This window comes from Micromonospora globosa (assembly GCF_000717585.1).
Lineage (GTDB): Bacteria > Actinomycetota > Actinomycetes > Mycobacteriales > Micromonosporaceae > Micromonospora > Micromonospora aurantiaca.
The window spans coordinates 15,962-33,017 of the sequence record NZ_JNZR01000001.1; the positions used below are offsets into that span (position 1 = coordinate 15,962).

The following is a 17,056-nucleotide window of genomic DNA, read 5'->3' on the forward strand; positions in this document are numbered from 1 at the left end:
GGCATGTTTCCGGCGGGGGCTGGCGGGTGCTCACCGACTCGCTGAGGTGTTGATGAAGATCGATTCACGATCGGAGCCCGACTCGACGTCACCGGCGATGGGGTCGCCTGTTGGTCACGTCCGCCCGACGACATTGATGATCGTGGATGGCCACGAACTCATCCGGCATGGAGTGCGCCAGATCCTCGAGACCGAGCAGGATCTGTCGGTCGTCGCCGAGGCCGGTGACAGCGTCACCGCAGTGACCGTCTCGACGGCGGTCCGGCCCGATGTCGTCGTGCTGGACATCGAGATCCCGGGTGGCGACCCCGTCGGCACGGTGCGCCGGATCAGGGAGGGGTCACCCGACACGGCCGTCATCATCCTGAGCATGCTCGATGGCCCGGAGCTGGTGCGCGATCTGCTCGAGGTCGGCGTGCGGGGCTATCTGCACAAGAGCGTGGCGCGGCACGACCTGGTGAGCGCGGTCCGAGCCGTCTCGCGCGATCGGGCCCGGGTCGTGCTCGGAGTCTCACGCAGCAGCCTCGACCATGTCTACGGCCGGCGCGACGAAGTGCTGTCGCCGCGCGAACTCGAAGTGCTCGCTGCTACCGCCGAGGGCCTCAGCAACGCACAGATCGCGACCCGTCTGTCTCTCGCGGAGACAACCGTGAAGCGGCACCTGCGCAACATCTTCGCCAAGCTCAGCGCGGTCTCGCGAATCGATGCCGTCAACAAGGCGGTGGCCGCCTCGATCATTCAACCTCCGGGCGCCCGCAATTCCTCCCGGCCGGGCCTCGTCGCAGGGGCGGTGCGGCCCTTTCGTAGTCGCACCAAGAATTGACAGGGGCCTTAAGGCCGGTCAATCTCTCGGCTGTCCAGCATTCCCAAGATGGCTGCAAGATATGTTTACATGCATGCAACAAATTGGGCGCCCAACTCGTCGCCAACGCCACCTCTGAAATGCCCATATCGACGCTCTACTACTTTCGATACCACTCTCTGCTTCCTTTGTGCACTGCGGTGCCGAGTCTTTGGCCTGCGGTGTAAAGGTCGTTTACGCTCGACCTCGTCTACACCGAACGTCGAGTTTGGGGGACTCAATGGACTTTCGAGTGCTCGGGCCTCTGGAAATGTACGCCAACGGACGGGAGGTCGTTCCTACCGCACCCAAGCCGCGCCAGGTCATTTCGCTTCTCCTGCTGCGTCGAAACGCCCTCGTGCAGACCGGCGAGCTCATCGACGAGCTGTGGGAGCAGGACCCTCCGGCAAGCGCGATGACGACCCTGCAGACCTACGTGTACAAGCTGCGCCGGGCCCTGGTCGGGTGCGGGTCGGAGCCGATCCTGTCCACCAAGCCGGGTGGCTACCTGCTCAACGTCCCGGACGAGGCGGTCGACCTGTACCGGTTCGAGACCGACGCCGCCGAGGGACGCGCGCTACTGGAGGCCGATGACGCCGAGCGGGCCGCGACGACGCTGCGCCGTGCCCTCGCCCTGTGGCGCGGGGCCGCGTTGGTCGACGTGGTGCCCGGCGCGTTGCTCACCTCGTACGTGACCCGCCTCGAAGAACTCCGGGCCCGCATCCTCGATTTGCGCATTCAGGCCGATCTCACCCTCGGCCGGCACAACGAGCTGGTCAGTGAACTGAAAGCCCTCGTCCTCACCCGCCCGCTCGACGAGCAGCTGCACGCTTCGCTCATGCTGGCACTGCACCGCTCCGGCCGCCGTCAGGAGGCCCTCGAAGTCTTCCGGACCCTGCGCGGCAGAATGATCGAGGACCTTGGGCTCGAACCGGGCCACGCCCTCGGCGCGCTGCACCATTCGCTGCTGTCCGACGCCCCGATGGTACCGAGCCAGCCCGGGCCGCCGGCACGTGAGCGGATCGTCGCCGGCGGGCAGACGCCCGCCGAGCCGGCTCCGGGTCGCCGGACGGTGTCCGAACAGCCCCGGCCCGTGCCCACCGCCCCGGCGAGTCAGCTGCCGCGGCCCGCCCAGCTGCCGACCGACATCGCCGACTTCACCGGACGGGCCGGCGTACTCGCCGAACTCGGCGCACACCTCGCGATGGACGCGGACGTCGGGTCGCGGACCGCGACCCGCATCGGGTTCATCACCGGCATGCCCGGTGTCGGCAAGACCGCCCTCGCGACGCACCTGGCGCACCGGCTGCGGCGCTCGTACCCCGGGGGCCAGCTGTACGCCGACCTCAACGGATCCTCAGGCCGGGCCCTGGACCCGGCCGAGGTGTTGCACGGCTTTCTGCGGACGCTGGGTCTGGCGGAGGAGCACATCCCCGACGACCTCACCGAGCGGTGCAAGACGTACCGGTCGGCGACGGCGGGACGGCGGCTCCTGGTGCTCCTCGACGACGCCGCCTCCGTCGACCAGGTGCGGCTACTGCTGCCGAGCGACCCGCGGTGCGCGGTCGTCGTCACCGGACGTCGCCGCCTGTACGGGCTGGGCGGCCTCTGGAACATCGATCTCGACGTGTTCGACCACGCCGAGAGTCTGGAGCTGCTCGCCCGCATCATCGGCCGGGACCGTGTCGACCGCGAACAGCGGGCCGCCCGCACCCTCGTCGACATGGTGGGCCGGCTGCCGCTCGCGTTGCGGTGCATCGGCGCGCGGCTCGCCGCGGTACCGGCCCGCTCGCTCAGCGGCATGGCCGAGCATCTGCAGAGATCGCGCGAGGTACTCGACGAGCTGTGCCTCGGCGAGCTGGATGTGCGATCGGCATACGACGCGAGCTACGACCTGCTCAACCGGGTGGAGCAGAGCACCTTCCGGCTGCTGAGCATGCTGCCGCACGGGGAGTTCACCGCTGAGGCCGTAGCCGACCTGCTCGGCTGGGAGGTCCTGCCGGCGGAGCGGCTCCTGGAGCGGTTCGCCGACAACCACCTGCTGAAGGTGAGTGTCGTACCCGGCGCCCGAGACCAGCTGCACTACTCGTTCCCGAGGGTGGCGCACCTGTACGCCCGGGAACGGCTCGACTCGGTGCTGTCGACGATGCGTAAGTTGCCGCCGAACCCGATCGAGCGGGTGTCGAGCAGCCGATGAGGCGTGCCCGCCAGGGTCGCCTTGGTTCGCACGTACGCCCGCGCTGAGAGGTGCCCGTTGTCTGGATCCGGTTCTGTGCTTCGGATGGGCGTGCTCGGGTGCGCCGACATCGCCATCCGGCGGTTGATGCCCACGATCGCAGGGCTCGACGGTGTCGAGGTCGTCGCGGTGGCCAGCCGGAGCCGGTCCAAGGCCGAACAGGTCGCCGGCCGGTTCGGCTGCGCGGCGGTGACCGGCTACCGCGATCTGCTCAAGCGCGACGACGTCGAGGCGGTGTACATCCCGCTGCCGCCGCGGCTGCACTACGAGTGGGTGGCGGAGGCGCTGCAGGCCGGCAAACACGTGCTCGCCGAGAAGCCGTTGTGCACCACGCACGTGGAGACGGTCGAACTGATGGCCGTCGCCCGCGAACGCGGACGTGTCCTCGCCGAGAACTTCATGTTCCTGCACCACTCGCAGCACGACGCAGTCCGGGCCATGGTCGCCGCCAACGCCATCGGCCGGCTGCAGGTGTTCTCCAGCTCGTTCGGTGTGCCGCCACTCGATCCGGCCGGGTTCCGCTACCAGCCGGCCCTCGGCGGCGGCGCACTGCTCGACGTGGGGGTGTACCCGCTGCGGGCGGCGCAGCTGTTCCTGCCGGAGCTCGAGGTGCTCGCCGCCACCCTGCGGTACGACGAGACCACCGGCGTCGACGTGGCCGGATCCGCCCTGCTGGCCGCGCCGGACGGCGTGGCGGTACAGCTGGCGTTCGGCTTCGACCACTCCTACCGGTGCGAGTACGCGCTGTGGGGCAGCACCGGCCGGATCGCCGTCGACCGGGCGTTCACGCCGCCGGACCAGCTGAAACCGCCGGTCCGGGTCGAACGCCAGGATCAGGCCACCGAGTTGGCGATGCCAGCCGACCCGCAGGTACGCAACGCGGTGCGGGCGTTCGTCCAGGCGGTTCGCTCCGGTGTCGACGGGCCGATCGAGGAGCGGGCCACCCTGCGGCAGGCCCAACTGGTCGAGGCGGTCCGCGACGTGGCACGCGTGACTGGTTCTCCGGCGAGAATGCTGCGTGCGGCCGGATGACGGTGCCGCACGCCCTCACTGTCGGATACCGACGAACAGGCCGCGCCCGGTCGGCGGGCCGGGGAGGAACTCGATCGAGCATCCGGCATCGCGGAAAGCTGATTCGTACTCCTCACGCGTGAACAGCGTCAGGCGGTCGATCTCCACGAACTCGCGGATACCCGACTCGTCGGCGACCAGGAACCGGACCTCCATCCGGGTGGCCCGGCCGTCGAGTGTCGAGTGGGAGATCCGGGCGATCGTGAGGTCCTCACCACGGGCCAGGTCACCCGCCACGTAGCCCTCGATGAACTGTTCAGGGAACCACCAGGGCTCGACGACCAGGACCCCTCCGGGCGCCAGGTGCCGCGCCATGCAACCGATGGCGGCGCGCATCTCCTCGACCGTGTCCACGTACGCGATCGAGCAGAACATGCACGTGATCGCGTCGAAGGTGGTGTGCAGGTCGAAGTCGCGCATGTCGCCGGCCCGGATGTGGACGCCGGGCAGCCGCAGCCTGGCCCGCTCCCGCATCGGTTCGGCCAGTTCGAGGCCCTCGACGTGCGCGAATCGGCGGGACAGCGCTTCGAGATGGGCCCCGGTTCCGCAGGCGACGTCGAGCAGCGTGCGCGCCGCCGGGCGGTGCCGGCGCACGACCTCGTCGACGAGGACGGCTTCGGCGCCCCAGTCCTTGCCCCGGCTCTGATAGATCTGCTCGTACACGTCGGCCAGATCGGCGCTGTACATCGGCGCTCCTGCGAAAAGGGGAGGGTGTCGGCCAAGAACCCTGGCAGAGCCCGCTCGCGACGTGCTGAACGGCTCACCAAGGTGTATCGAGCCGCGTTGCAGCGGTTCCCGAGCGCGTGCTGCGAACGTCGTGCCGACCTAGCCTGGCGCAGCGAACGGATGAGGGGCCGGCGCATCGATGAGCGACAACGTATGGGACTACCTCGGCGAGTACGAGACCGAGCGGGACGACATCCTCGACGCGGTCGACACCGTGTTCCGGTCCGGTCAACTGGTGCTGGGCCAGAGCGTAAAGGCGTTCGAGGCGGAGTATGCGGCCTGGCACGGGATGGCCCACTGCGTCGGCGTCGACAACGGCACGAACGCGATCAAGCTCGCGCTGCAGGCGGCCGGGGTCCGCCCGGGCGACGAGGTGATCACGGTGTCGAACACTGCAGCGCCGACGATCGTCGCGATCGACTCGGTCGGCGCGGTGCCGGTCTTCGTCGACGTCGACAGTGACACGTACCTGATGGACAACTCAGCGGTGAGCAGCGTGGTCGGCCCGCGGACCACCTGCATCCTGCCGGTTCACCTGTACGGACAGTGCGTCGACCTGACCGAACTGCGCGCACTCGCCGACGCCCACGATCTGATCCTGCTGGAGGACTGCGCGCAGGCGCACGGCGCGCGCCACCGCGGCCGGCTGGCCGGAACGACCGGTGACGCCAGCGCGTTCTCGTTCTACCCCACCAAGGTGCTCGGCACATACGGCGACGGGGGAGCGGTCGTCACCGACGACGACGAGACGGCCCGGCGGCTGCGCAGGCTGCGGTACTACGGCATGGAGGAGCGCTACTACGTCGTCGAGACGCCCGGTCACAACAGCCGCCTCGACGAGGTCCACGCGGAGATCCTGCGCCGCAAGCTGCGCCGGCTGGACAGCTACATCGCGGCTCGGCGGGCGGTGGCCGACCGGTATGCCGCCGCGCTGGCCGGGACGGACCTCGCGCTGCCGGTGGTCGCACCCCACAACGAGCACGTCTACTACGTCTACGTGGTGCGCCATCCCCGGCGGGACGAGATCATCGCCGCTCTGCGCGAGTACGACATCAACCTCAACATCAGCTATCCCTGGCCGGTGCACACGATGACCGGCTTCGCGCACCTGGGCTATGCCGAGGGCGCCCTGCCGATCACGGAGAAGCTGGCGGGGGAGATCTTCTCGCTGCCGATGTATCCCGCGCTGGAGCCGGCGAAGCAGGACCGGATCATCGATGCGCTCCAAACGGTTCTGGCCAAGCTGTGACCGGGCCGGTGCGCGAGCCTGCTCGCGCGCCAGTAGAGCGCGGATCCAGCCATCGTCGACGGTTACCCGTGACGGGTGCGCGACCGTCGAGACTTCGCACTTGGTAACGACGACGGAGGACTGCCGCATGCCTGTCCTGCCCCCTGCCACGACGTTACGGGTCGATCGTGAGCCGATCCACCTGCGCCTAGCCCGCTCGGCTCTCGTCCGCGACGGCGCCGGCGTCGCGGACGTCCGGGGCTGGTTTGACGAATTCGCCCGGCGCGCGTACACCGACGTACGCCGGATTCCGTTGTCGGCGCTGAAGAGCTGGCACACCGACCCGGCGACCGGCGACATCCGCCACGACCTGAGCAAGTTCTTCGTGGTGCAGGGCATCGACGTGGCGGTTCCCGGCGGGCCGGTCGCCCACTGGCGCCAGCCGATCATCCACCAGCCGGAGATCGGAATTCTCGGCATCATCGCCAAGGAGTTCGACGGGGTACTGCATTTCCTGATGCAGGCGAAGGTGGAACCGGGCAACGGCAACGGCCTGCAGTTGTCGCCGACCGTACAGGCGACCCGAAGCAACTACACGCGGGTACACAACGGTCGCGCCGTGCCGTACCTGGACTACTTCCGCCACCCCGGTATGCACCGGGTGATCGGCGATGTACGCCAGTCCGAGCAGGGGTCCTGGTTCTACCGCAAGCGCAACCGGAACATGGTCGTCGAGGTGACCGGGGACGTCGAGGTGCTGGACGGGTTCCGCTGGCTCACGCTCGGCCAGATCCATGCCTTGCTCAGCGCAGACGATCTGGTGAACATGGACGCTCGCACCGTGCTGTCATGCCTGCCGTTCGCTGGCGCCGGTGTGCACAGGGTGCTGCCCGGCGGCGGCGCGATCCGCGAGTCGCTGATCCGTGCCTGCGACGAGACCGCCGGCAGTCTGCACACCACGGGCGAGGTCCTCAGCTGGATCACCGAGATGCGCTGCGGGCTCGACGTCGAGACCCGGCGGATCCCGCTGAACGAAGTGACCGGCTGGCATCGGACCGAGGACGCGATCGTCCACGAGAGCGGCCGGTTCTTCTCGGTCATCGGAGTCGGCGTCTCGGCGGGCGGGCGTGAGGTCGCCCACTGGACGCAGCCGATGATCGAGCCGGTCGGCACCGGGCTGATCGGACTCCTGGTGCAGGACATCGGCGGCGTGCTGCACGTCCTCGTGCAGGCCAGAGTCGAGCCCGGCTATCTCGACGTCGTCGAACTCGGTCCCACCGTGCAGTGCATCCCCGGCAACCACGAGATGCTGCCACCCGGCGACCGGCCGCGGTTCCTCCCAGACTTTCTCAACGCGCCTGCCGACCAGATCCACTTCGACACCGTGCTGTCCGAGGAGGGCGGTCGATTCTTCCACGCGCTCAACCGGTACATGATCGTCGAGACCAGTCGCGGCGCCGAGCTGGAGCATCGGGCGTTCCGCTGGATCGCCGTGCACCAGCTTGTGGCGCTGCTGCGACACAGCCACTACCTGAGTGTCCAGGCACGCAGCATGCTCGCCTGCCTGCACAGCCTGATCACCTGAGCACCCGCCGGCCGCCCGGTGGTCAGGCGGGGCGGTCGTCGGCGTCGTTGAGCGGCAGCCGCAGCCGCAGCCGCGTCCTCGTGCCGCCACCCGGTCCGCTCGACACGTGCAGCTTCGATGATCGCCGTCAGGGAGCCGGAGAGCTGTCACGGAGGAGGAAGCAGAGAGTCAGACGACGATCAGGTCTACGAGATCCGCGGGCGTCGGCCGCTGCTCCATCTCTCCGCGCAGCCGCACGGCCGACCGCCTGTACGACCCGTCGGCGAGCAGTTCGTCGATGGCACGGCGGATCGCGGCGGCGTCGACGAGGTGACCCGGCAGCTGAACGGCGGCGCCGGCTGCGGCCACCCGGGTCGCCGACGCGGCCTGTTCGGAGGCGAACGTCAGCAGCACCTGTGGCACGCCCGCCCAGAGCGAGGTCAGGGTGCTGCCGCCGCCTCCGTGGTGGACAACCGCTGAGCACGTCGGCAGCAGCAGCCGTAACGGAAGCCGCTCGAGTACCCGCACCGTCGGCGGCACCGGGCCGAGCTCGGCCACGTCCTGCGCGGTCGCGGTGAGCACCACCTCGGCGTCCAGGCCTTCGAGCGCACGCACTGCCTCGGGCAGCACGAACGAGCGGGGACCCGACATCGAGCGCAACGCCGTCGACCAGGACAGGCAGACCCGCGGACGGTCGATGGGTTCGAGCAGCCACGTCGGAGCCGGGGCGGTGCCGTTGTAGGGGACGTAGCGCACCGGCAGCCGCTCGGCCGCCAGCGGCGGTTCGACCGATGACGGGCACGGGTCGACGACCGTCTTGATCATGCCGGCGTCGAACGGGCCGAGACCGTAGCGGGCGAAGGAGCCGCTGATGTCATCCGGCACGATCCGCATGTGCTCTGGTTCGGCCGGACCGACCGGACCCCACAGCACCATGGCCGTCTTGACGCCGGTGACGAGGCCGGCGAGCAGGCCCTCCAGGCTCGCCGGGTCGTGCAGCACGAAGTCCGGCCGGAACGCCGTCGTGTACTCGACCGCGGCGTCGAAGCTGGCCGCGGCCCGGGCGGCGACCTCCGGGAGCTGACGCTCGCGAAACCCGGGCAGATCGAAGTCGTCCAAGCCGTCCAGCTGCGCGCCGGTGATCGGATGCAACGGCGGCCACGGGTACGGCCATACCCCGTCGACCGCCTCCATGAAGTACTGCAGGCGGAGCCGGATCTCGTCCGACGGACTGTCCAGAATCGGCACCGGAATCAGCCCCGCTGCGCACAGCGGCGCTACCTGCGACGGGGTGCACAAAACGCGCACCTCGTGCCCGCCGGCCTGCAGTGCCCAGCCGATCGGCACCATCACAGCGTAGTGGGTGGGCCAGGACGACACCGTGAACAGGACCTTCACCGCAGCTCCCTCGATACGGATGCGCACGGCCTGCGCGTCGCCATCCTGGCCACATCCGGTCGAAAGGTGCTCGAGCGGGCGTCGATGCGTCGCCGACCGGAGCCGGGCAGAGTCGCCATGACACGACGTTCAGCACGACAGAAAGAGGTCCGTCGATGCCTGGGCCACCCCACCGCAGCAACCATCCGGCTCCCCAGGTCGTACTCATCGGTGGCTCGCTGTGCGCATCGTCGCGCACCGGCCGGCTTGCCGTGTGGTGTGCTGGTAGATGCGCCGAGGAGGGAGCCGTCGTCACGTGCCTGCGCGGCGCCGACCTCGAGTTGCCGTTCTACCGGCCACACCGCGGGGACGGGCCGCAGCGGGTACCACGGATCGTGGCGGCCCTCGCCCGTGCCGACGGGGTCGTGCTCCTCTCACCCACGTATCACGGCACCGTCTCCGGCCTGCTGAAGAACGCTCTCGACTACGCCAACGACCTCGCCGACGCCCGTGAGCCGTTCCTCAGCGACCGGCCGATCGGCTGCGTTGCCATCTCCTCCGGGGAACAGGGCGCGCACTCCACCCTGGCCACCCTGCGGACCATCGCGCACGCGCTGCGCGGCTGGCCGACCCCGCTCGGCCTCGCCCTGTCCGGTGAGCGCGCCGAACTGGACACGACCGGAGCGCCCGCCGACCCCCGTACTCGGGCCGCTCTGGAGATTCTGCTGGATCAGGTACTCGTCGCCGCCCGCCGTCGGGTGCGGCCGACGGTGGCGGGAGCGCGGCGATGACGACATCGGTGCCGGCGGCCGGCATGTACGGCGAGGAACAGGCCGAGGTGTACGAGCTGGTGCACCGTGCCCGAGGCAAGGATTACGACGAGGAGGCCGCGTTCGTCGCCGAGCAGGCGCGGGCGTTGCTGCCCGGCGCTGCGACCCTGCTCGACGTCGCCTGCGGCACCGGTGCGCACCTGCGCGCGTTCGCTCGCCTCTTCGACCGGGTGGAGGGCCTGGAACTGTCCCCTGCGATGGTCGAGGCGGCCCGCACGAACACCCCGGGGGCGGTCGTGCACCACGGCGACATGCGCTCCTTCCATCTCGGCGAGCGGTACGACGTGATCACCTGCATGTTCGGCTCCGTGGGCTACCTCACCGACGTCGAGGAGCTGAACGCGGCCCTGCGGCGCTTCGCGGCGCACCTCTCGCCCGGCGGTGTGGTCGCGATCGACCCTTGGTGGTTCCCGGACACCTACCTCGACGGATACGTGTCGGCCTCCCTTGTCGAGGCCGACGGGACGACCGTCGTACGCGTCTCGCACTCCAAGCGCGACGGCGACGCTTCCCGAATGGAGGTCCACTACATCGTCGCTCGCCCCGCTGGCGGCGTCCACCACTTCGTCGAGCAGCATCGCATCACGCTCTTCCCCCGCGACACGTATGAGAAGGCATTCCGGGGCGCGGGATTGAGCGTGCGCTACCTCGAGGGCAGCCAGTCGGGCCGTGGCCTCTTCGTCGGCTGTGCCGGACACCAGGAGGACTGAAGCCCTTTCCGAGCGCCGGGTGCCAGCATCGGCGGCAACCCGGCAGACCCCAGAGCATGAGGAGTTGGCATGTCGCCGCTGGAGAACAAGAATCGCTGCCTGCAGATGGTCGCCGCCTGGAACAGGGCAGACGTGTCGGGGGTGACTGAGCACTGGGCGCCCGACGTCACGCATTACAACCTGGACGGCGAGCCGCACGACACCGAACTCGTCCTGACGGCGATGCGTGGCTCGCTGGTGTCCTTCTCAGACCTGCGACTCGAAGTGAGGAGCATCCTCGCGGAAGGCGACCGGGTGATGCTCCGGTTGACCGCGACCGCCACGCACAGCGGTGAGTTCGCCGGGATACCGGCGACCGGGCGGAAGGTCACCTGGCACTACCTCGAGGAGCTGCGCTTCAACGAGGAGGGCAAGGTCGTCGAGCACTGGGACATATTCGACTTCGCCCCGCTGTTCCGGGAACTCGGCCACCCGGCACCGGCGCTCTGAGCGTCACGCCGGGCAGCGCCGGCAGTGTGAAACGGCCTCGTCCGGTCGCCGCCGGCGAGGCCGTTTCGCGTACCGGCTCACCTGGTGAGCTGCACCAACCGGGGAACGAGGTCGGCGACCGGCGGCATGGTGGCGGCCTCGGAGGCCGCGTCCCGAGCCGCCTCGCGCATCGAGTCGTCCTCGAGGAGCCGCCGGCACTCTGCAGGACCCAGCTGGGCCGAACTGGTCGAGAAGCCGATGCCTCGCTTAACCAGCACGTCGCGCCCGATGTTCTGGAAGGAACCCTGCGGGATCACACACTGCGGCACCCCGGCGACGAGCGCGGTCATGATCGTGCCGCTGCCGCCGTGGTGGATGATCCCGGCGCAGGACTCCAGGAGCACACCCAGCGGGAGCCATTCGATGACGCGGACGTTCTGCGGCAACTTGCCGAGCAGCGCCTCGTCACCGCCGCCCAGAGTGAGCACGAACTCGGCCTCGACAGAACCGGCGGCCTCGATGAACGGGGCCAGCTGGGCGATCCCACCCCAGCGGGCGTCGATCGTGCCGAGCGTGACCGCGATGCGCGGCCGCGCCGGCGCTTCCACGAGCCACTCCGGCAGGATCGCACCGCCGTTGTAAGGCTGGTACCGCACCGGCCAGGCACCCGGCGTGTGCGGACCGGGCAACAATGACTCGATGCTCGGCGCCATCGGCATGAGCCGGACCCGGGTACCGGGCGAGCCGCCGACAGCGTGCCGCTCGTAGTCGGTGGCCATCGCCGCACGGATCAGCGATGGCAGCTGCTCCTCACCGTCGGCCGGCCCGAGCGGCAGTTCGGCGCAGGGTATCCCGAGCGCAGCGGCGACGAGTGGCCCGGCACCCTGCGTCGGGGTGTACACGACCAGGTCCGGCCGCCACTGCTTCGCGAACGCGAGCGCGCCGTTCACCACGGCCCCCGAGACCCGGGCGAACATGGCTGCGAGATCAGCGACGCCCGCCTCGTCGGAGTGCATCGGGTCGACGCCGTCGGTCTCGTCCGGGATGAACAACTTCGCGTAGTCGGCGCCGGGCGAGGCGTCGACGCCACACAAACCGGCCTCGGCGACGGCATGGATCTCGCCGCCACCCGCGTACCGGACGTGGTGGCCCGCGGCCTGAAGGGCGTGGGCGAGCGGCACGGTGGGCAGGATGTGGCTGAGCCCGGGGGACGGGATGAACAGGACGCGCATGGCTCTCCTAAGGGGACGGCTCGCGCCGGGCTCTGATCGCCCGGGCGCTGACGTAGTCGTTGTCCTGGTCAAAGCAGAGGACTTGGCCGCTGAGGTAGTCGATCGCGTCGACGTAGGTGTACGGCTGCATGTATCGGCCGGCGCGCACGTCGCGGTAGTGGCGGGCGAGCGGGTGCCGGGCCGAGAAGGAGGCGCCACCGACGACCGTCATGCAGCGATCAACAATGTCTGACGCGAGCTGGTTGACCATGAGCTTCGCGCACTGGAACGGGGTCATCATCCGGCGGCCGCGCTCATCGGCAACGACCGAGAAGTCGAATGCGAGCTCGTCGGCATTGCGTAGCGCGGCGGCGGCCGACGAGCGCAGTGCGAACAATCGCGCCTCGATCTCGGCGAGCAGCGTCCGGACCGCCGCTCCTGGGTCGACCCGGCGCCGGACGGTCCAGTCGACGGCCACGTTGCGCGCCGCCGACGCGATCCCGGCGTAGATGCCGAGCATGGTGACCGAGCTGACCGTCTGCCCAGCGAGCACCGCGTCCTGGCGGGCACCGACGGCGGCCCTGGGGAGGACGTCCTCCGCTGCGATCGGGCAGTTGTCGAAGACGATGTCGACAGTGCCCGAGCCGCGCATGCCGAGGCCGTCCCAGTTGTCGAGGACCGTGAGGCCGGGCGTCTGGCGGGTCAGTACCGGCGCGGCGAGGCGGAGCGGTTCCTCGTCGACGTGCACCTCGGCGTATACCGCGAAGTGTGTGGCGGCGGGCGCGAGGCTTACCAGGGTCTTGCGACCGTTGAGCAACCAACCTCCGCCAGGCGCCGGAGTCAGCCTGGTCGTGGCACGCGGCGCGTCCTTGACCGCGCCGCAGATGATCGCCTCGCGCTCGCCGACCGAACGCATGAGCCGCTCGGCGAGGGACTGCGCCTCCGGCGCGCCGTAACGCCACTCGTATGTGAGGGTGAGCCCACGGCTGAGCTGCATGTGCAGCGCGAGCGCGACGGACGCGTCGAACTCGGCGAGGGTACGTAGCGCGAGCGCCACGTCGTGCATGTGGCTCACCCCGAGACCGCCCAGTTCGGCGGGAACGGTGGCGGCCAACACCCCCGAGGTGCGAAAGCGATCGAACACCTCGAACGGAAATGTGCCGTCCCGGTCGTGCGCTCCGCTTACCTCCCGTACGTACGGAATGTGCACGGCCAGCAGGTCAAGGAACGCCTGCCCCTCCTTGCTTACCGGTGCCAGCAACTCCCCGGCCGCCGGTGCTCGTACAGGCGTGGTGGTCATCCATGCTCCAGTCTGTGACCGTGTGCGTCAGATGCATCCGACTCTGCTCCGGACGATTTGAGCCTCACTGGAGCGGCATCATCGCCGTCAAGGAGGATTCGAGGGACCATCGCGACGGACGTCGGCCGGCCCGCCGTAGCCCTGGATAGCGCCCCCGAAACCCATCCAGAGCGGAACAGGGAGTCTGTTGCCTGGTATCTCGCCGGGTTGGCCGCCGCCGTACGTGGGCCCGGTCAAGACGATTCAGTCGTCGAGCGTCTTCAACAGACCAAGCGCGCGCGACTCGATCAGCCGGTAGCCGGCTTCGATCGCCATGCGCAGCGCGGCCTCGGCGTGCTCGCGAGCGACGTCGGGCTGCTTGGTGGCCAGGCACACCGCCGCCAGCCCCACCAGGGCACTCGCCTCGCACCACACGAACCGGGTCTGCCGGGCCAGGTCGAGCGCCAGGCGGTGTTCCTCGGCTGCCTCTGCCGGCCGTTCAGCGGCCAGCAGCACGCGGCCGTAAGCCTCGCGTGCCCACGCCTCGGTGCCGGCGTCGCCGATCTCCTGGGTCAACGCCACTGCTTGTCGCGCGTCGGCGCAGGCGCGTGGTGCGCGGCCGGTCATCGACCACAACAACGCACGTCCGCTGAGTGCCGTCGCCTCGCCGTACCGATAGCCCAGATCGCGGTTGGCGACCAGCGCCCGGTCGTACAACTCCTCGGCGGCTTCCCGGTCTCCACGGTCGCGGCGGATGCCCGCGAGGTCGACGAGAAGCACCGCTTCGTTGTACCGCGAGCCGCTCCGTTCCGCGCAGGCTAGTGCGTCCCGGATGTGCTGGTCCGCCTGTGACAGCGCGCCGAGCTGCCAGTGTGCGAAGCCGAGGTTGGCGAGGGACATGGCCTCGCCGCCGTCGTTGCGGTATTGCCGGTTGAGCTCCAGGGATTGTTGGGCGCAGTCGATTGCGGCTCGGGGGTTGCCGAGGCGCTGGTGCACCGCGCTGAGATTGTTCAGCAGGGCCGTGCGTCCCTCCGGCCACCGGTCATGGGCGTTGATGCGGAGGCCGTCGAGGAGGTGTTGGCGGGCTTCCTCGTACCGGCCGGCGGTGACGTGGGCGAGGGCGATGCTCAGGTGCATGCTCGCCTGGGCTGTCAGGTCGTTCGCGGCCTGGGCGGCGGCCAACCCTCCGGTGGCCGCGGACAGCCACTCGGCGCGGCGTCCACGCTGGTGGAACCAGGCGCGTAGGGCGTCGGTGAGCTGCCAGACAAAGCGTGCATGCCCGTGGTCGGCGGCGTGGTTGATCGCCGCGATGACATTGGCTGCTTCTGCGTCCAGCCACGCCGACGCCTCGTCGGCATCCGGAAACGATTGTTGCGGGACCGGCCCGGGGAGCCTGAGGAAGTGGGGGATGAGTTGACGTCCGGCGGCGTCGGCCCTGCTGCGATAGTGCTCAAGCAGACGCTGCCGGGCGTCGTGACGGGTGGTGTCGTCGTCCTCCGTGACGAGCCGGTCCACGGCGTACTGGCGGAGCAGGTCGTGAAACCGGTATCTGTCGCCTCCCTGATGCTCGATCAGGTGTGCGGACGCGAGGGCGCGAAGTGTTCTCGTCGCGATGGGGGGCGCGACCCCCTCGAGCGCGGCGGCGACGTGGGGGGTGAAGCTGCCACCGGGGACCAGCCCGATGTGACGGAACATTCGTTGCTGAGCGGTGGGCAGGGCCCGATACGACATCGCGAAGGCCTTCGTGACCGCGCCCTCGTCGGCACCGTCGACGGTCAGGCTGGTGAGAGGACCGCCCTCGTCGAGTTCCTCGGCCAGTCCGGCGATGCGGGGATGGCCGCTCGTCTGCAGGTTCGCTGCCGCTATCCGCAGTGCCAGTGGCAGGTGCCCGCAGAGGTGGGCGAGGCGGGCCGCGGCGCCAGCCTCGACCCGGACGGCCTCGTCGCCGAGCATCGCCGCCAGCAGCCGTACGGAGTCCGTCGGGCTGAGCACACCCAGCAGCAGAGATCGGGCGCCGGCCCGGACGACCAGCTCACCGAGCCGACGACGGCTGGTGATCAGAACGGTGCCGCTGGGCGGGATCAGTGGTATCACCTGGTCAGCGTCACGAGCATTGTCCAGCACCAGCAAAATCCTGCGGCCGGTCATCGTCGAGCGGAACAGCGAGACCCGGCCGTCCTGATCGTCCGGAACGACGCGGGGGTCGACACCAAGCCCACCAAGTAGCTGTCCGAGCGCGGCGGACGGTGTGACGGGTGGGCGCTCGACGTCGAAGCCGCGCAGGTCGATGAACATCTGACCGTCGGGGAAGGCGTCACGTACCCGATGCGCCCAGCGCACCGCCAGCGCAGTCTTTCCGACGCCGGGGATTCCGCTGAGAACCCAGACCGTCGTGGCGCTGGATCCGCCCGGCAGCTGGTCGAGACGGGTCATCTCGTCAGTTCTACCGATGAAACCTGGCACGTCCTGTGGCAGCTCTTCCGGACGGTGCGGGACGCTCGGCAGTGCGTCGTCGCGTTCCGCCGGCAGCACCGGATCGCCCCTGAGGATGAGCCGGTGCAGGCGGCTGAGCTCGCGTGACGGTTCCAGGCCGAGATCGTCGTGTAGCCGGGTGCGGAGATTGCGGTAGACCTCCGATGCTCGATCGGCCTGGCCCTCGAGATACAGGGCTGTCATGAGCTGACCGACGAGGCGGTGCCGATAGGGCTGTCCGGCCACTTGGTCGGACACCTCGCGCACCACTCTCCTCGTGCGACCCAGCCGCAGCAGCGCGTCCGCCCGGTCCTCCGCAGCCGTCCAACGGGCCTCGACGAGACCCGAACAGAGCAGTTGGCGTCCGGAATCGTCGACGACGTCGAGCAGTGGCTCACCTCGCCACAGGTCCAGCGCCTGGTCCAGCAACTCCACGGTGGTGCGATCGTCGGAAGAGCCTGCGGCCTGCTGGACGAGGGCGGAGAAGCGGTGTGCGTCGACGGTCGCCGGATCGGTGTGCAGCCGGTAGGCGCCGCGCTCGCTCAGCAGCTGCGCGGATGCACCGATCTGCCGGAAGGTGGCCCGTAGGCGCGAGACCATGGCCTGCACCGTCGCTCGTGCGCTGGGTGGGGGCGCCTGAGCCCAGATCAGGTCGATGAGCCGGTCCGCAGGTACCGGTCGATTGGCCTCCAGGACGAGCGCCGCCAGGAGCAACCGGGGCTGTCGTCCTCCGATGGCGACGCGGACACCCTCGGACCAGATCTCCACCGGCCCGAGGACCCGAAACTCCATGTGCACTTCCCTGCCGTCGCTGCGTGTGCGGGCCGGCGCGACTCCTCTGCAAGCATTTTGCAAGATCGCTGCATGCGCCGGCCCTGATTATGGTCGAGCCCGCTGACAGTGAGCGGGCGGTACGAGCGTGCGCTTCGCGGCGCGGCCAGCACGGGGTGGCCGCGAGCGACGAAGGGTGCGCAGAGTCCGGTGCGCTCATCCGGGGGGCGATGAGCGACGCAATCGCCGGGGTGCGATGCCTGCTGGCCGAG

At 69.5% G+C, this 17,056-nt stretch carries 13 protein-coding genes; 8 read left to right on the forward strand and 5 right to left on the reverse strand.

From position 1 onward, the window contains the following. Positions 1 to 52: 52 nt before the first annotated feature. The 3 genes from IF06_RS0100090 to IF06_RS0100100 all read left to right on the forward strand — a co-directional run bounded on the left by IF06_RS0100090 (position 53) and on the right by IF06_RS0100100 (position 4,109). Positions 53 to 823, forward strand: coding sequence for a response regulator (locus IF06_RS0100090; protein WP_013476225.1), 771 nt, complete (start codon positions 53 to 55; stop codon positions 821 to 823). A 289-nt stretch (positions 824 to 1,112) separates the two neighbouring features. After that, positions 1,113 to 3,038, forward strand: coding sequence for an AfsR/SARP family transcriptional regulator (locus tag IF06_RS0100095; RefSeq protein ID WP_232236597.1), 1,926 nt, complete (start codon positions 1,113 to 1,115; stop codon positions 3,036 to 3,038). 84 nt (positions 3,039 to 3,122) lie between these two features. After that, the gene (locus tag IF06_RS0100100) at positions 3,123 to 4,109 is read left to right on the forward strand and encodes a Gfo/Idh/MocA family protein (RefSeq protein WP_030268087.1); all 987 of its coding nucleotides are present in this window, start codon (positions 3,123 to 3,125) and stop codon (positions 4,107 to 4,109) included. 15 nt (positions 4,110 to 4,124) lie between these two features. Here the strand turns inward: IF06_RS0100100 and IF06_RS0100105 are convergent, their stop codons facing one another. Next, the gene (locus IF06_RS0100105) at positions 4,125 to 4,835 is read right to left on the reverse strand and encodes a class I SAM-dependent methyltransferase (RefSeq protein ID WP_013476227.1); all 711 of its coding nucleotides are present in this window, start codon (positions 4,833 to 4,835) and stop codon (positions 4,125 to 4,127) included. A 178-nt stretch (positions 4,836 to 5,013) separates the two neighbouring features. Here IF06_RS0100105 and IF06_RS0100110 point away from each other — a divergent pair, with 178 nt between their 5' ends. Beyond that, complete coding sequence (locus IF06_RS0100110) at positions 5,014 to 6,123, forward strand: DegT/DnrJ/EryC1/StrS family aminotransferase (RefSeq protein WP_030268089.1); 1,110 nt, start codon at positions 5,014 to 5,016, stop codon at positions 6,121 to 6,123. Between the two features lie 127 nt (positions 6,124 to 6,250). Beyond that, the gene (locus IF06_RS0100115; protein ID WP_030268091.1) at positions 6,251 to 7,687 is read left to right on the forward strand and encodes an NDP-hexose 2,3-dehydratase family protein; all 1,437 of its coding nucleotides are present in this window, start codon (positions 6,251 to 6,253) and stop codon (positions 7,685 to 7,687) included. Between the two features lie 168 nt (positions 7,688 to 7,855). Here the strand turns inward: IF06_RS0100115 and IF06_RS0100125 are convergent, their stop codons facing one another. Beyond that, entirely contained in the window at positions 7,856 to 9,016 is a 1,161-nt protein-coding gene (locus IF06_RS0100125) for a nucleotide disphospho-sugar-binding domain-containing protein (protein WP_232236574.1), read from the reverse strand. A 203-nt stretch (positions 9,017 to 9,219) separates the two neighbouring features. Here IF06_RS0100125 and IF06_RS0100130 point away from each other — a divergent pair, with 203 nt between their 5' ends. The 3 genes from IF06_RS0100130 (at position 9,220) to IF06_RS0100140 (ending at position 11,072) form a co-directional block, all read left to right on the forward strand. Further along, positions 9,220 to 9,834 carry an NADPH-dependent FMN reductase gene (locus IF06_RS0100130; RefSeq protein ID WP_030268096.1) on the forward strand — a complete coding sequence of 205 codons (615 nt, stop codon included), beginning with the start codon at positions 9,220 to 9,222 and terminating at the stop codon, positions 9,832 to 9,834. After that, a complete protein-coding gene (locus IF06_RS0100135; protein ID WP_030268099.1) occupies positions 9,831 to 10,583 on the forward strand; it encodes a class I SAM-dependent DNA methyltransferase in 753 nt (250 codons plus the stop codon). Before IF06_RS0100130 ends, IF06_RS0100135 begins: the two co-directional genes overlap by 4 nt. 69 nt (positions 10,584 to 10,652) lie before the next feature. Then, the gene (locus IF06_RS0100140; RefSeq protein ID WP_013476232.1) at positions 10,653 to 11,072 is read left to right on the forward strand and encodes an ester cyclase; all 420 of its coding nucleotides are present in this window, start codon (positions 10,653 to 10,655) and stop codon (positions 11,070 to 11,072) included. 77 nt (positions 11,073 to 11,149) lie between these two features. Here the strand turns inward: IF06_RS0100140 and IF06_RS0100145 are convergent, their stop codons facing one another. The 3 genes from IF06_RS0100145 to IF06_RS0100155 all read right to left on the reverse strand — a co-directional run bounded on the left by IF06_RS0100145 (position 11,150) and on the right by IF06_RS0100155 (position 16,805). After that, on the reverse strand, positions 11,150 to 12,283 hold the full coding sequence (locus IF06_RS0100145; protein ID WP_030268100.1) for a nucleotide disphospho-sugar-binding domain-containing protein: 1,134 nt from the start codon (positions 12,281 to 12,283) through the stop codon (positions 11,150 to 11,152). A gap of 7 nt (positions 12,284 to 12,290) precedes the next feature. Further along, positions 12,291 to 13,562, reverse strand: coding sequence for an acyl-CoA dehydrogenase family protein (locus IF06_RS0100150; protein ID WP_030268103.1), 1,272 nt, complete (start codon positions 13,560 to 13,562; stop codon positions 12,291 to 12,293). Between the two features lie 243 nt (positions 13,563 to 13,805). Further along, complete coding sequence (locus IF06_RS0100155) at positions 13,806 to 16,805, reverse strand: AfsR/SARP family transcriptional regulator (protein ID WP_030268105.1); 3,000 nt, start codon at positions 16,803 to 16,805, stop codon at positions 13,806 to 13,808. Positions 16,806 to 17,056: the final 251 nt, after the last annotated feature.

What these genes read in the sequence shown, in the direction of transcription:
- IF06_RS0100130 (WP_030268096.1), top strand. Translation starts at nt 9,220, where the DNA reads ATGCCTGGGCCACCCCACCGCAGCAACCATCCGGCTCCCCAGGTCGTA.
- IF06_RS0100155 (WP_030268105.1), bottom strand. Translation starts at nt 16,805, where the DNA reads ATGGAGTTTCGGGTCCTCGGGCCGGTGGAGATCTGGTCCGAGGGTGTC.
- IF06_RS0100110 (WP_030268089.1), top strand. Translation starts at nt 5,014, where the DNA reads ATGAGCGACAACGTATGGGACTACCTCGGCGAGTACGAGACCGAGCGG.
- IF06_RS0100135 (WP_030268099.1), top strand. Translation starts at nt 9,831, where the DNA reads ATGACGACATCGGTGCCGGCGGCCGGCATGTACGGCGAGGAACAGGCC.
- IF06_RS0100125 (WP_232236574.1), bottom strand. Translation starts at nt 9,016, where the DNA reads ATGGTGCCGATCGGCTGGGCACTGCAGGCCGGCGGGCACGAGGTGCGC.
- IF06_RS0100115 (WP_030268091.1), top strand. Translation starts at nt 6,251, where the DNA reads ATGCCTGTCCTGCCCCCTGCCACGACGTTACGGGTCGATCGTGAGCCG.
- IF06_RS0100090 (WP_013476225.1), top strand. Translation starts at nt 53, where the DNA reads ATGAAGATCGATTCACGATCGGAGCCCGACTCGACGTCACCGGCGATG.
- IF06_RS0100100 (WP_030268087.1), top strand. Translation starts at nt 3,123, where the DNA reads ATGGGCGTGCTCGGGTGCGCCGACATCGCCATCCGGCGGTTGATGCCC.
- IF06_RS0100145 (WP_030268100.1), bottom strand. Translation starts at nt 12,283, where the DNA reads ATGCGCGTCCTGTTCATCCCGTCCCCCGGGCTCAGCCACATCCTGCCC.
- IF06_RS0100105 (WP_013476227.1), bottom strand. Translation starts at nt 4,835, where the DNA reads ATGTACAGCGCCGATCTGGCCGACGTGTACGAGCAGATCTATCAGAGC.
- IF06_RS0100095 (WP_232236597.1), top strand. Translation starts at nt 1,113, where the DNA reads ATGTACGCCAACGGACGGGAGGTCGTTCCTACCGCACCCAAGCCGCGC.
- IF06_RS0100140 (WP_013476232.1), top strand. Translation starts at nt 10,653, where the DNA reads ATGTCGCCGCTGGAGAACAAGAATCGCTGCCTGCAGATGGTCGCCGCC.
- IF06_RS0100150 (WP_030268103.1), bottom strand. Translation starts at nt 13,562, where the DNA reads ATGACCACCACGCCTGTACGAGCACCGGCGGCCGGGGAGTTGCTGGCA.